Annotated in this window: 13 protein-coding genes; 8 read left to right on the top strand and 5 right to left on the bottom strand. The window is 72.2% G+C overall.

Translation table 11 applies throughout. The annotated features are described in order from the left end of the window. Positions 1-126: 126 nt before the first annotated feature. The 5 genes from ACFT41_RS14870 to ACFT41_RS14850 form a co-directional block, all read right to left on the bottom strand. The gene (locus ACFT41_RS14870) at positions 127-1,485 is read right to left on the bottom strand and encodes a ricin-type beta-trefoil lectin domain protein (protein ID WP_377583553.1); all 1,359 of its coding nucleotides are present in this window, start codon (positions 1,483-1,485) and stop codon (positions 127-129) included. Between the two features lie 378 nt (positions 1,486-1,863). Further along, the gene (locus ACFT41_RS14865; RefSeq protein WP_377583551.1) at positions 1,864-3,129 is read right to left on the bottom strand and encodes an AMP-binding protein; all 1,266 of its coding nucleotides are present in this window, start codon (positions 3,127-3,129) and stop codon (positions 1,864-1,866) included. A gap of 154 nt (positions 3,130-3,283) precedes the next feature. Beyond that, the gene (locus tag ACFT41_RS14860; RefSeq protein ID WP_377583549.1) at positions 3,284-3,967 is read right to left on the bottom strand and encodes a response regulator; all 684 of its coding nucleotides are present in this window, start codon (positions 3,965-3,967) and stop codon (positions 3,284-3,286) included. After that, positions 3,964-5,046 carry a sensor histidine kinase gene (locus ACFT41_RS14855; RefSeq protein ID WP_377583547.1) on the bottom strand — a complete coding sequence of 361 codons (1,083 nt, stop codon included), beginning with the start codon at positions 5,044-5,046 and terminating at the stop codon, positions 3,964-3,966. The genes ACFT41_RS14860 and ACFT41_RS14855 overlap by 4 nt, the downstream gene beginning before the upstream one ends. Before the next feature lie 126 nt (positions 5,047-5,172). Beyond that, complete coding sequence (locus ACFT41_RS14850; RefSeq protein WP_377583545.1) at positions 5,173-6,123, bottom strand: UbiA family prenyltransferase; 951 nt, start codon at positions 6,121-6,123, stop codon at positions 5,173-5,175. A gap of 202 nt (positions 6,124-6,325) precedes the next feature. Between ACFT41_RS14850 and ACFT41_RS14845 the strand changes: the two genes are divergently transcribed. The 8 genes from ACFT41_RS14845 to ACFT41_RS14810 all read left to right on the top strand — a co-directional run bounded on the left by ACFT41_RS14845 (position 6,326) and on the right by ACFT41_RS14810 (position 14,197). Then, on the top strand, positions 6,326-7,033 hold the full coding sequence (locus ACFT41_RS14845) for a BTAD domain-containing putative transcriptional regulator (RefSeq protein ID WP_377583543.1): 708 nt from the start codon (positions 6,326-6,328) through the stop codon (positions 7,031-7,033). Between the two features lie 41 nt (positions 7,034-7,074). Further along, entirely contained in the window at positions 7,075-7,302 is a 228-nt protein-coding gene (locus ACFT41_RS14840; RefSeq protein ID WP_377583541.1) for a hypothetical protein, read from the top strand. Between the two features lie 256 nt (positions 7,303-7,558). After that, positions 7,559-8,566 (top strand): glycosyltransferase family 2 protein, encoded by a 1,008-nt coding sequence (locus ACFT41_RS14835; RefSeq protein ID WP_377583539.1) that lies wholly within the window; start codon positions 7,559-7,561, stop codon positions 8,564-8,566. Next, positions 8,566-9,543: a lysylphosphatidylglycerol synthase domain-containing protein gene (locus ACFT41_RS14830; protein WP_377583668.1), complete on the top strand. Its 978-nt coding sequence runs from the start codon at positions 8,566-8,568 to the stop codon at positions 9,541-9,543. Before ACFT41_RS14835 ends, ACFT41_RS14830 begins: the two co-directional genes overlap by 1 nt. A gap of 170 nt (positions 9,544-9,713) precedes the next feature. Beyond that, positions 9,714-11,042, top strand: a complete 1,329-nt coding sequence (locus ACFT41_RS14825; RefSeq protein ID WP_377583665.1) for an aspartate aminotransferase family protein — start codon at positions 9,714-9,716, stop codon at positions 11,040-11,042. Then, the gene (locus ACFT41_RS14820; protein WP_377583663.1) at positions 11,039-12,088 is read left to right on the top strand and encodes an NAD-dependent epimerase/dehydratase family protein; all 1,050 of its coding nucleotides are present in this window, start codon (positions 11,039-11,041) and stop codon (positions 12,086-12,088) included. Before ACFT41_RS14825 ends, ACFT41_RS14820 begins: the two co-directional genes overlap by 4 nt. Before the next feature lie 18 nt (positions 12,089-12,106). Then, positions 12,107-13,096, top strand: a complete 990-nt coding sequence (locus ACFT41_RS14815) for a UbiA prenyltransferase family protein (protein WP_377583537.1) — start codon at positions 12,107-12,109, stop codon at positions 13,094-13,096. A gap of 42 nt (positions 13,097-13,138) precedes the next feature. Further along, a complete protein-coding gene (locus ACFT41_RS14810) occupies positions 13,139-14,197 on the top strand; it encodes a glycosyltransferase family 2 protein (RefSeq protein ID WP_377583535.1) in 1,059 nt (352 codons plus the stop codon). Positions 14,198-14,254: the final 57 nt, after the last annotated feature.

Below are 14,254 nucleotides of genomic sequence, written 5' to 3'. Positions count from 1 at the left end.
CGTTGCCCCGGCAGGCCGCCAGCGGCCCACCATGTCGACGAATTGACCTTATCCATCGACTAGCGTCAATGTACAACCTGCCGGGGCGCCGCCGGATCCACCGTTTCGTCCGCGACGTTCAGAGGCTCAGCTGCGGCTCCACTTCTGGCTGGCCGCCCCGGTGCAGTCCCAGATCTGGGTACGCGTGCCGTTGGCCGTACCGCTGCTGACCAGGTCCAGACACCGGCCCGAACCGACGCCGGTGATCGTGCCGTCGGCATTGAACCGCCACTGCTGGTTGGACTGGCCGTTGCAGTCCCAAATGATCACCGAACTGCCGTTGACGGTGCCACCGCCGTTGACGTCGAGGCACTTGCCGCCGAAGACGCGCAACTCCTGGGCGGCGGTCGAGGTCCAGGCCTGGTTGCTCTGGCCATGGCAGTCCCAGATGATCGCCGCAGCGCCGTTGGTCTGCGAGGCGCCGTTGACGTCCAGGCACCGGCCGGAGGCGGTGTTGCGGACGGCCGAGGTGCCGCCCGGCGGCGGGGTGGTCGGGCTGGCGGTGGGCGAGGGGGTCGGACCCGTGCTGTCGAACTGGGTGAAGAACCGCCACACCTCACCCTTGGTCCAGGTCCTGACTCCGCTGTCGCCGCCGCCGTCCACGGGCCCAGGGGTGTGGCCACCGTCGAACGCGGCCCACACCACCGGATAGCCGGACCGGCAGCCGGAGTAGGTGGTGGTGATGTGGGTCAGGCTGCCCGACCTCGGCTCGGGCGGGTTCTGCGCCGTGCACCCGTTGTTGCGCACGAACGTGTCGCGCAGGGACCGGCCGGCGGAGACGTTCAGCACCGGGTCCCCGATGCCATGGATCCCCATGTACGCGATCGGCTGGCCGCCGCCGCTGCACCCGCTGAGCTGCCCGCCGGAGTAGACCGCGACGGCGCGGAAGACGTTCGCCCGGGAGCAGGCCAGGGAGTAGCTCATACCTCCGCCGTAGCTGAAGCCGAGCGCGAACAGCTGCGTCGTGTCGACGCACAGATCCGCCTCGATCTGCCTGATCATGTCGTCGACGAAGGTGACGTCCTGGCCGCCGGGGTTGGCCCAGCCGTTGCCGTTGCCCTGGGGAGCGACGAAGATGGTGCTGTTGTTCGCCTGCTGGCGCAGCCCATAGTAGGACCAGGCCGCCCCGTCCGCCCCGCCAGAGTCGACGTCGTTGGCGGTGCCGCCGTTCCAGTGGAATCCGAAGATCAACCGGTAGGGGTGGTTCCTGTCGTAGTTGTCGGGAATCCTGAGGATGAAGCTGCGGTTCTGGCCGCTGCTCTGGATGGACCGTGGGCCGCTGGTCAACGTGGGTGCCTTACCGCACCCTGCGGTCACCGCGGCCGCCCCGACACCCGCGGCCGACGCGGCTCCGCCCAGGCCGCCGGCCAGCGCCGTCGCGCTCACGCCCACGACGAAGATCGCCGCAGCCGCGATGGTTCCAAGAATTGGTCTGCGCTTTGCCATGATACGGCTCCTGCCACTCGGCATGGACTGATTCAGGCGCGGGGGGTCAACGGCGATCCCCTTACCGCCATGACGTGCCACTCCTGACCGCGCTCACCACTGAGGGAGCGCCGGGAGAGGCGCACGACGGGCCTGCGGTGCCCGGCTCCGGCTCCGCAGGCTCCATCTCCGGTCTCGCCGCCCGTGCAGGACCAGATGGTCGACGAATCGTCGACGCCACCCGCACCGCACGCCGTCGGACCCGGCCCGGACCGCCCGCCAGCGTCGAATCGATTCGACAAGACCCTAGAACCATCGAGTGAAATATGTCAATGCCATGTCCGGCAGGTTGCAGCCCGACGACCCTGCACGCGCCACACGTCGGGGTTAGGACCCGGATCAGGCCGGCCGCCCGTCCTCCCCCTCGACGAGCGCGAACCGGTGCCCCGGCAACCGCCGCGCCCGGTATCCGGTCCGGAACATCCGGCTGCCCTCGGGGGCACCCAGCGGATCGGGCAGGAAGCGCGCCATGGTCAGCTCGGGCCGGTCGAGGTACCCGATGGCCAGGGTGGGACCGGCCAGGAACAGCTCTCCGACCTCCCCCGTCGACACCGGTCCGAAGCCGGCGTCGAGGACGTGCCACCGGTGCTGCGGCAACGGCGTCAACACGTCGCCCCCCGGCGCCACCGCCGTCACCATCGAGGTTTCGGCGAAGCCGAACAGTTCCATCTCTTCGGCCACGCCGGCGGCCCGGTCGATCCGCAACGACCATCGTGCCAGCCCCGCCGCCGCGTCACCCCGGACGCCCGCACCCGGCGCCTGTGCCGCCGGCAGGAGCAGTTCCGCACCGGTGAGCAGCGCGCGCATCGCCGCCACCGCGCCCACCAGCGGGTCCGTCGAAGCCGGCACGCTCAGCCGGTCCCCGTGGCCCGACGGAGGCAGGCCACAGGCACCGGCCAGCCAGGTCAACTGCGCACCACGCCACACCACGCCCACCGCGCCGTCGGCCAGCGGCACCACCAGGGACGGTTCGGGCTCGTCGCCCAGCGGCGCGGCCACCACCGACCCGTCCCTGCCATGGGCCTGCCAGAGCGCCCCGGTCACTCCCCGCCAGCGCTGCCGGACCACCGGCCACCCGTCGGGCGCCACGGGCCCCGCCGGGGCCAGCACCAGTTCCGGCTGCGCCTCCCGCACCGCCGTGTCCGGACGATTCCCGACACACAGGACACAGCTGGCTCCGGCGGCCAGCACCGCGAGGACCGCGCCTATCAGGTCCTCGGCGCGGTCACCGACGACGGCGACCCGCCGGCCGGGACCGGCCCCGGCCGCGACCAGCAGATCGGCGACGTCGTCGATCGACTCCCACAACCGCCGGTAGGACAGCCGCAGGTGGCCGGCGCGCAGCGCCGGTGCGTCGGGATGTTCCCCCGCCACCTTGCGGAGCAGGCCGATGAGGCTGACGTCGGTCGCGATGGAGCGGGTCGTGTCGCTGGCCCGCACTGTGCCGGTCAACTCCGCCACCTGCCGACCACACGCCCCGATGGTGCCGGCGAACGGCATGGCCCGCCACCCCGCGGGTGGCCGTCGGCCGATCGGCCAGACCGCGAAATCCCGGGCCTGGCTGACCACCAGTTGAAAGTAGCGGGACTCCCTCCACCCAGACATGCGGCGCTCCCAGTTCCGGAGACTGGCCCGGCACGCCTCCCTCCGGTGCGGGGACGGGAGAACACCGGGCGAAACCTCGACGACATCCGACCGAACAAACCTAGGGGACGCCGGTCATGGCCCGGTCATGCCTCATCGTGAGCGCCACGGGTCGTCAGCGGGCGCTGGGCCTGTCGTCCATCGGTTTGATCAGTCGAGCGGCGGTCGCCTTGCGGATCGCGTCCACCCGGGACACCGCCTGCAACTTGGCGTAGATGTTGGTGAGGTGCCGCTTGACCGTGGCCTCGGTGATGAAGAGCCGGCTGGCGATCTGCGCGTTGCTCATCGCCTCAGCGGTGAGCCGGAGGACCTCCAGCTCGCGCGAGGTCAACGGGGTGCCGTTCGTCCGGGGCTTCTGCCGGTCCAGCCGCTCCACCGTCTCGCGGGAGACCGCCAGCAGGACGCTCTGCGTGGGCCGGCGCACCACCGAGCGCACCGCGGCGACCAGGTCGTCCCGCAGGATCGTCTTGAGCAGGTACGCGACGGCGCCGGCCTCCAACAGCTCGTGCACCATGTCCGGGTCGTCGTGCATGGTCAACACGATCACCCGGGTCTCCGGTGCCATCCGTCGGGCCTGTCGGATCACCGCCGCCGCGCCCGGGCCCGGCATCTCGACGTCGAGCAGCAGCACGTCCGGGCGCAGGCGCAGCACGAGGGCCAGCGCCTCCGGCCCGGAGGACGCCTCGCCGACGACCGCGAACTCCGGCTCGGTGGAGAGCATCTCCCGGATGCCATCGCGCAGCAGGGTGTGGTCGTCGGCCAGGCACACCCGGATCTGCGACCGGTCCGGGGCGGTCACAGGCCCGCCTCGGCGAACGGGATCCGCACCTCGACCCGGGTGCCGTGACCGGGCGCGCTGATCAGCTCGACCTCCCCGTGCAGCAACAGGGCCCGCTCGTACATCGACGGCAGGCCGCCCCGCGCACGATCCGGATCGGTCGTGTCGAAGCCGCACCCGTCGTCGACCACCGTGGCGGCCACCGCGTTGTCCCCCACGTCGACCGCGATGTCCAGCCGGGTCGGCGCGGCGTGCCGCACCGCGTTGCGGGCGGCCTCCCGCAGGATCAGGTAGAGCTCCTCCAGTACGTCGGGCGGGAGCACCTTGAGGTCGCCGTTGGTCACCAGCGAGAACTGCACCGAGGGCGGCACGTTGGCCTCCAGGTAGCCACGCAGGGTGCGTTCCAGCCCGTATTCACCCACCGAGCGACGGAGCTCGGCGGAGAGGCCACGCACCGTGCGGACCGCCTCGTCCAGTGACTCGATGGCCGCGTCGATCTTCGCGCGGGCCTGCTCCGGGTCGCGGTCGGCGTAGTGCCGGTGCAGGTCGAGCCGGTGCAGGGTGAGCCCCATCTCGTGCAGGACCCGGTCGTGCAGCTCACGGGCGATCCGGGTGCGCTCCTCCTGCCGGGACGCCTGCAACTTCTCCATCAGGAATCCCACGTACGACAGCGAGGCCAGCGCGACCCGGGCCATGATCGCCTCGTGCAACGCACGGCTGAGCCGGAGCGCCCCGGCGCTGTCCGTGGCCGGCAGGTCGCGCGTGATGACCGGCAGCATCACCTCGAAGAGGGTGGTCGCGGCGCGGAGCGACTGGACCGGGTGGATGCCGCGCCGGGCGCGGTCGGCGCCGATGTCGACGGCGAACAACCGGGCCTCGCCGACCAGGTCCATCGGGGGCGCCTCGGTCATGGACACCCGGGCCACGACATCGCTGAGCACCGCCTGGACCTGCGCCGCGAGCTGCGCCAGGACTTCGGGGCCGCTGGCCAGGTCGCTTTCCTGTTGACGCAGTGAGTGTTGAAACGCTTCGACGATCTCGCGTGCCATCGAGGACAGTTCGGCCTCGGCCACGGGCTGCATCGCGTACGGATTCGCCACGGACCCCCCCGCTGTCTCGCCAGAGGCTACCACGGTAGCGCGCCTGTCGCGGAGCGTAGGCCCTCGGTCGGCAGCGACGAAGGTGACCGTCCACACCCGACGCAGCTGGCCTCGGCCCGGCCCACGTCAACCGGGAAAGACCCCCAGCACGCTCAGGTGCACCGCGTACTGGCTGGCCATGAAGAGCCGGTACGGGCGACGCTGGCGCCGCCGCCCGATGGCGCCGGCCCCGGCGAGCAGGCACCCGACCACCCCGGTCGCACCCACGGCCAGCACCACCGCCGGCAGGACCAGCACCGGGGCCAGCAGCAGTGCGCCCGACAGCAGCACACCGCCGGCCACCACCACCAGGACGGCCATCAGCCGGCGGGCGGGCCCGTCGCCCAGCAGCACCGGCAGGGTACGCCGGCCCGCCGCCCGGTCACCGGCCACATCGGAGAGATCCTTGGTGGTGCCGGCCAGCGCCATCCACAGCGACATCGCCACCGACAGCACCACCAGCTCCGGGCGCACCGGCCCGCCGGACGCGGCGGCTCCGGCCAGATAGGTGACGATCCCACCCGACGCCACCACCAGCACGAAGCCGACCATGTTGCCCTTCTGCGGCCGGGGACCGGCCGAATAGAGCCAGCCGAGGGCCAGCATCAGCGCCACCAGCCCACAGAGGCGCGCCGAGACCGCCGCGGCCGACAACAGGGCGAGCCCGGCCAGGGCCACCACGATCCGCCGGGCGACGCCGACCGGGAGCGCTCCGGTGGCGAGCGGTCGCGGCGAGCCGTTGCGCCGGTCCTCGACCTGGTCGGAGAGCCCGTTCAGCAGGTACACGAACCAGGTCGCGCAGAGCCAGGCGAACGCGCCCACCAGCAGCGACCCGGGCCGGGTCAGCACCACCTGCGGGGTGGCCACGGCCGCGCCCGCGAGAAAGCGCAGCTGGAAGACGACCTGGACGACGGGACGGGCCTCCCGCCAACTCGCCACCACGTGTCGGCAGCCCTCCGCGACCGCCACCGACGACGGCCGTACGACACCCGCGGACCGGGAGTACCGGTCGAACCGAATAACCGAGTGGTAGGTCATGTGAATATCGTGGGCGTGAAACGTGTTACTCGGTTCACCCGAGTCACTCACTTTCGTCTACGACGTTGGTCGCAGGACGACTACCACCTACCGCCACTTTCGACGCCACATCGATTACGCCACCTTGGCCTCCCTCACGGAGGCATTCTACGGTCGGTAGGGCACCCACAGCCCAGGGAACGACAGAGCGTGGTGGAACAATATGTCAGACAACACAGCCCCGTCGAGCGCCGAACTGCTCGGCGGATTCCGGATCACCATCGACGGCCGCACCGTCACCAACTGGCGGGCCGGCAGGTCCCAGGCGCTGGTGCAATACCTGCTGCTGCACCGGGGCCGGCCGGTCAGCCGGGACACTCTCCGCGCGGCGCTGTGGCCGCACCTGCCGTCGTCGGCCGGCGCCACCTCGGTGAAGGCCGCGGTGCACGGGGCCCGGCGCGCCCTGGGCGGGACGGGCGAACGCGCCCCGGTGCGGATCGCCTCGGTGGACGGCGGCTACCTGCTCCAGGCCGACCAGCTCCGGATCGACGTGGCCACCTTCGAACGACGGATCACCGCCGCCACCGCCGCGGTCGCCGCCGGTGACCGCACGCTGGCCGCCGGGCACCTGCGGCGCGCGATGGAGGTCTACCGGGGCGACCTGCTCCCCGCGCAGGACGCGGAGTGGGCGGTGGCCGAGCGGGAGTGGTGCCGCGTCCGCGCCCTGCACGGCCTGCGGCTCCTCAGTGACCTGGCGCTGGAGGCCGGGGACTGGTGGACCGCGATCCGCTGGAACCGCCGGGCGTTGGAGGTGGACCCGTACGACCCGGCGGCCTTCACCGTCCTGGCCGACTGCCACCGCCAGCTCGGCAGCGCCGCGGCGGCGCTGCGCTGGGACGAGCTCGCCCGGGGCCGGCTGGCGCAGGTGTGACCCCTGCAAGGACACGACCGCACACCCATGGAGGGAGCAGCATGACCATCATGATCCCGCTGGAGCACCCGGCGTCGATCCCGTCCGCACCGCCCCGCACCGCCGGGGACCGGCCCTCGGTCGGCCCGCCTGCGACGGATCCCCCGCCGCCCGCCCGCAGCTCGCTGGGCGGCCGGTGCCGGCAGGCCCTGCGTCGCGTCGGGCGACAGCTGCTGGCGGTGGCCGACGACTGTCCCCCGTTCCTGCTGTACACCGCCAACCGCAGCTGAGCGCACCCGCACCTCCACCGTTCGAGGGCGTTCCGCACGTCGTGACAGACGTGCGGGACGCCCTTTTTCTCTGCCGATTTCCCGCTGCCGGGAAAGCCCATGCGCTGATGGTCGTAGATGGACCTTCCACCTTTGAGGAAATCCCACCCGAATCAGGATGCGCCACCTTGGCCCGAGCAATCGACGCCCCTAACGTCGAAGGCACCGGAATTCATCGACGTCGACCACGGCGTCGGGCGTGAAAGGGAGAGGCCGAATGGCCGCTGATGGGCAGAGAGTCTCGGTCGTCATACCGAACTACAACTACGAGAAGACGCTCGGTGCGTGCCTGGACGCCGTGTTCGCGCAGACCCACCGGCCGTACGAGGTCGTCGTCGTCGACGACGGTTCGACCGACCGGTCCCGCGACATCGCGGCCCGATACCCCTGCCGGGTGGTCGACGGTGGTGGCAACCGGGGCGTGTCGGCGGCCCGCAACATCGGCGCGCGGGCGGCCACCGGCGACATCCTCTTCTTCGTCGACTCCGACGTGGCGCTGCGCCCCGACGCGATCGCCAACGCCCTGGCGGTGCTCGACGCCGACCCCGGCTGCGGCTGCGTGCACGGCACCTACGACACCCGGCCGCTCTACGACGACGGGCCGATCGAGCACTACAAGGTGCTGCACGCGCACTGGTGGCGGCGGCGCAGCGTGGGCCGGGTCAACACGGCGATCTTCGCGCTGGCCGCGGTGCGGCGCTCCGCGTTCCTCGCCGCCGGCCCGTTCCACGAGGGACTGCGCGACGCCGAGGACGTCGAGTACAGCGACCGGCTCGCCCGGGTCACCGGGATCAGGCTCACCGACACCGTGGTCGGCCGGCACGACGACTGCGCCCGGTTCGGGGACATGCTGCGCGAGCAGTACCGCCGCTCGCTGCCGCTGGCGGCGTTCGCCGGAGCGCACCGGATGCGCGCCGGCAGCGTCGCGGTCAATCCCGCCCTCGGCGTGCTGGCCGCCCCGCTGATACTGGCCACCCTGCCGCTGGGCCTGCTGCACCCGGCGCTGCTCGCCGTGCCGCTGGCCTGCTTCGGGCTCTTCCTGCTCGCCGACCCGGGGCTGCTGCCGTTCGTCCGACGCGAGCGCGGCACGGCCTTCCTGGCCTGGTTCGTCGGCGTACACCTGGTGGCCCAGCTCGCCATCGTGGTCGGCGCGGCGGCCGGCCTGGTCGCCCGGCTCCGCGGCACCGGCAGCCCCCGCCCGCTGCCCCTGACGGCGGGCCGGTGATGGGCAGGCGGCGGGCGTGGCGCGCGGCGCTCACGGCGGTCTTCGTGGTCGCGGTGCTCGGCGGCGTCACGCTGGCCCTGCGCGGGCAGCAGTGGTCGACACTGGGCCGGCTGCTCCGGCCGGACACCGCCGGGTGGCTGCTCGCCGCGTTGCTGGTCACCGCGGTCGGCCTGCTCTGCGGCATGCGGGCCTGGACGCTGACGCTGGCCTCGGTCGGGGCGGAGGTGCCGCCCCGCACCGGCGTACGGATGTTCTTCGTCGGGTTCCTCGGCAAGTTCGTCCCGGGCCGGCTGTGGGGCCTGCTGGCCCAGCTCCGCCTCGGCGATGCCGCCGGGGTCAGCCGGGGCCGGATGGCCGGCACCTACCTGGTGAACCTGGTCGTGGTGCTGCTGACCGGCGGCGCGGTGGGCCTCCTGGTGGCCCCGGCCGTGCTCGGTGCCGGGCTGGCCTGGCTGGCCCTGCCGGTCGCCCTGCTGGTGGTGCTGGCGGTCCGGCCCGGCGTACTCGACTCCCTGGTCGGGCTGGCCGCCCGGGTGGCCCGCCGGCCCCGGCCCGCACCGCTGCACCGGCCCGCCGAGGTCCGCCGCTCGATCGGGTGGCAGAGCCTGTCCTGGGTGCTCTCCGGGGTGCACCTGTGGATCCTCGCGGTGCTGCTCGGCGGGGACGCTCGCGCCGCCCTGCCGGCGGCGGTCGGTGCGTTCGCCCTGGCGACCACCGCCGGCACGGTCGCGCTCTTCGTGCCGGACGGCGCCGGCGTACGGGAGGTGCTGGTGGTCGCGGCCCTGTCCACCGTGCTGCCCCTACCGGCGGCGGTCACCGCGGCGGTGGCCAGCCGGGTGCTCAGCACCCTCGCCGAGGTGCTCACGGCGGGCTCGGCGCTGCTCGCGGTCACCGTCTCGGAACGGCTCGCCGCCCGGGGCCACCCCGCTACCGCACCCGCCGGGGGAGACCCCCGGCTCACCCCGACCCCCGGCTGACCGCCGCCGGGCGCAACCCCTCCTGACTCCACCACCACCTCCGTAGAACCCCGCTTCGGAAAGGACCCCTCATGGCCGAGCTACTGACCATCGACGACGCGGAGCAGCTCTCCGTCGCCGAGGTGCAGGACCTCTACCGCAAGCACGTCAACAAGAGCCAGGTCAGCCTGATGACCTCGTTCGGCTTCGGCCGGGAACTGGTCGACCACGCCGAGGGCGCCTGGATCCACACCCGGGACGGCCGGCGGATCCTGGACTTCACCGGCGGCGTCGGGGTGCTCAACCACGGGCACAACCACCCCCGGATCCTGGCCGCCCGCCAGCGCTTCCAGCAGCAGCGGCGGATGGAGGTGCACAAGACCTACTTCTCGCCGTACCTGGCCGCGCTGTCGCACAACCTGGCCGCGGTGCTCCCCGGCGACCTCGACATGTCGTTCCTGCCCAACTCCGGTGCGGAGGCGGTGGAGGGCGCGGTCAAACTCGCCTACAAGTACCACGGCGGCAAGCGCAACACGATCATGCGCAGCGACATCAGCTTCCACGGCAAGCTGCTCGGTTCGGGCAGCCTCACCGGCAGCGCGCAGAACCACTTCACGTTCCCCGGCATCCCGGGCGTGGTGAGCTTTCCCTACGACGACCTGGCCGCCGTCCAGGCGGCCGTCGACGCCACCCGGGACGGCCGGGGCAGGTGCGACGTGTACGCGATCCTCATCGAACCGTTCAGCGCCTCGACCATGCGCTGGTGCTCGGAGGAGTTCCTGCGCGGGCTGCGCGAGCTGTGCACCCGCGAGGACATCGTGCTGATCTTCGACGAGATCTACACCGGCTGGGGCAAGACGGGCACGATGTTCTACTTCATGCGCTACCCGGGGCTGATCCCGGACGTGGTGACCACGTCGAAGTCCTTCGGCGGCGGCAAGTCCTCGATCTCCGCGTACGTGGCCCGGCGGCCGGTCTTCCACAAGGCGTACGAGAGCCTCAACGACGCGCTGTTGCAGAGCACCAGCACCACCTACTACGGCTTCGGCGAGGAGACCGCCACCGCGATCGAGGCGATCAACGTGGCGGTGGAGGAGGACTTCCCCGCCCGGGCCCGCGACATCGAGCGGATCCTGGCCCCCGGGCTGGCCCGGATCGCCAAGGAGCACCCGGACACGGTCGCCGAGGTCCGTGGCGCGGGCGCCCTGTGGGGGGTGTTCCTCGACGCGCCGCGCGTGCTGGACCTGGTCACCAAGCTGGCCCCCAGCGGCCTGGCCAAGGACCCGCAGTTCGGCACGAAGCTCGTCACCTGCGCGGTGATCAGCGCCCTCTACCGGGACCACGACATCTACACGTACTACACGCTCAACGGCAAGAACCCACTGGTGGTCGGCCCGTCGCTGGTGACCGGCCCGGCCGAGGTGGAGCACTTCCTCGACCGTCTGGACCGGACCCTCGCCCAGGGCCTGCCCCGGCTGGTCACCCGTTTCGTCAAGGAGAAGGTGTCGTCGCTGTGGTGAATCAGAACGCTAGGACGGTGGTGGTGACCGGCGGCAGCGGAATGCTGGGCGGGCACCTGGTGCGGGCGCTGGCCGCCGACGGCTGGCGGGTGCGCGGCCTGGACGTGCGCGACCCGATCGAGCCGGTGAAGGGCGTCGAGTACACGGTCGCCGACGTGCGGGACCGGGCCAGGGTCGGTGCCGCCCTGGCCGGCGCGGACGCGCTGGTGCACACCGCCGCCGCCCTGCCCAGCTACCCCGAGGACGAGATCCGCTCGATCATCGTGGGCGGCACCGAGACGGTGCTGGACGCCGCCGCCCGCGCTGGCACCGCCCGGGTGGTGCACGTCTCCTCGACCGCCGTGTACGGGCTGCCGTCGGTGGTGCCCACCACCGAGGAGTACCCGCGCGAACCGGTCGACCCGTACAGCCGGGCGAAGGCCGGGGCGGAGGAGGTCGCCGAGCGGTTCCGCGCCGCCGGCATGGTGCTGCCGATGCTGCGGCCCAAGACCTTCCTCGGGCCGGGCCGGATGGGGCTGTTCTCGATGCTCTTCGAGTGGGCCGAGGAGGGCCGCAACTTCCCGGTGCTCGGCAAGGGCGACGTGCGGATCCAGATGCTGGCGATCGACGACCTGGTCGACGCGGTACGCACCGTGCTGCACGCGCCGGACGACGCCGCCAACGACACGTTCAACATCGCCGCCGACCGCTTCGCCACCCTGCGGGAGGACTTCCAGGCGGTGCTGGACGCCGCCGGCCACGGCAAGCGCGTGGTCTCGGTGCCGGTGCGCCCCGCCGTCGCCGCGCTGGAGCTGCTGCAACGGCTGAAGCTCTCCCCGGTCTACGGACGCCTCATCCACAAGCTGCGGGCCGATTCCTACGTCAGCGTCGACAAGGCCCGCGACGTGCTCGGCTGGACCCCCCGGTTGTCCAACCGCGACGCCATCCTGCGCACCTACGACTGGTGGCGGGCGAACAACCGCACCGCCGCACCGACCTCGTCCGGCCGGACCAGCCGGGACCCCTGGAAGCAGGGCGCCCTCGGGCTGGCCAAGGCCATCTTCTGATCGGCACCGGAGGTTATCGTGACTGTCCTCGTCGACCCGCCGACCCTCGACCGGCCCGCCCCGGCCACCGCCCGCCCGGCGGCCCGGGCCACCGACTCCCGCGCCACCGATCGCACCCTGGTGCGTGACCTGGTCACCCTGATCCGGCCGCACCAGTGGGCGAAGAACCTGCTGGTGGTGCCGCTGGTACTGATCGACACCCCCCGCCTGGGACTCGGTGTCCTCGGCCGGGTGAGCTGGGCGGTGCTGCTGTTCACCCTGGTCTCTGCGCTGGTCTACGTCTGGAACGACGTCTACGACCGGCACCGCGACCGGGTGCATCCCACCAAACGCAACCGGCCGATCGCCTCCGGCCGGGTGAGCGTGCCCACCGCGTACGCCTTCGGCGCTCTGCTCGCCGCCGCGCTGGTCACGGCGGTGGCGTTCGGGCCGGCGTTCCCGTGGTGGCCGCTGGCGGCCTACCTGACGCTCAACGTCGCGTACAGCAGAGGGCTCAAGCACCTGCCGCTGCTGGACGTGCTGGTGGTGGCCGGCGGCTTCCTGCTCCGGGTGGTGCAGGGCTACCTGGCCGCCGGGGTCGCCGTGTCGAGCTGGCTGCTGATCGCCGTGTTCTCCCTCTGCCTGCTGCTCATCCTCGGCAAGCGGCGGCACGAGATGGCCGTCGGTGGCAGCGCCCACCGGCCCTCGCTGGCCGGCTACTCGGTCCAGTACCTGGACCTGCTGATCGTGCTCTGCGCCGCGGTCGCGATCAGCGGATTCCTCGGCCACGTGCAGGCCACCATCCCCACCCCGTACCAGGCGCTGGCGCTGGTCGGCTCGACCCCGTTCGCGCTCTTCGCGGTGGCCCGCTACCTCCAGGTGGTGGTCGTCGACGGCGACGGCGGCGAACCCACCCGGGTGCTGCTGCGGGACCGGGCGATGCTGGTCAACGCGCTGCTGTGGGGCGTGCTGCTCGGCGGGGTCCTGCTCGTCACCCAGCACCCGGCCCTGCTCACCCTCGCCCACTGACGACCCGGCCTACCCACCCACCCCCTCCCGAGGAGACAGACCATGACGACCCCGACCACGAACCCGCTGGTCTCGGTGATCATCCCGAACTACAACTACGGCAACTCCATCGGCAGGTGCATCGACGCCGCGCTGGGGCAGACCTACCAGCCGATCGAGGTGATCGTGGTCGACGACCACAGCACCGACGACTCCCTCGCCAAGGCCCGCCAGCGGCCCGTGACGGTGCTCCAGACCCCGCGCAACAGCGGGGTGGCCGTCGCCCGCAACACCGGTGCCGCGGCGGCCCGGGGCGAGATCCTCTTCTTCGTCGACTCCGACGTGGCGCTGCGCCCGGACGCGGTGCAGCGCGCGGTCGCCGAGCTGGCCGCCCACCCCGAGTACGGCGCGGTCTGCGGCATCTACGAGGAGGATCCGCTGATCCGCGACAGCATCGTCGAGGAGTGCCGCGTGCTCCAGGCGTACTGCTGGCGGATGGCGTCCCTCGGCGAGGTCAGCTTCCTGTTCTCGTCGCTGACCGCGATCCCCCGCCGGGTCTTCGAAGAGGTCGGCCCGTTCAACCCCCGGCTACGCCAGACCGAGGAGGTCGACTACGGCGAGCGGATGTCGGCCCGCCACCAGATCATGGTCACCGACCAGGTCCGCGGCTGGCACGACGACGACGACGAGCTGTGGCCGCTGCTGCACAAGCTCTACCGCCGGGCCCGGCTGCGAGTGCCGCTGTTCGCCCGGCGGCGGCGCTTCGCCAAGGGCTTCGAGAGCCCGGCCCGCTCCTTCGGCACCGTGGCCGCCCTCGGCGTGCTCGCCACCCTGCCGCTGGCCATGCTGCACCCCGCCTGGCTGCTGCTCACCGCCGCCCTGTTCGGCATCTCGCTGTCGGCGGACACGGAGATGTACCGGCACGTGCGACACCGCAAGGGGCTGCCGTTCCTGGCCGTGTTCACCGGCGTCGCCTTCGGCACCAACGTGGCGATCGCCGCCGGCATCGCGGTCGGCGCCGGGCAGTGGCTGCTGTCCCGCGAGTTCCGCCGGCTCTACGACGCCGACTGGTCCGCCGCCCGCACGTCGTCGTCCCCGACGATGGTCGGGACCACGGCATGAGCCTCCTGCTCGACTCCGTCCCCGGCGCGGCCACCGCCGCGCCGGGGACCCCCGGGG

The organism is Micromonospora sp. NPDC057141 (assembly GCF_042670805.1).
In the GTDB taxonomy this organism is placed as follows: Bacteria; Actinomycetota; Actinomycetes; order Mycobacteriales; family Micromonosporaceae; genus Micromonospora.
Note: the sequence above shows the minus strand (reverse complement) of the source record. Positions and strands in the feature narration are given on the sequence as shown.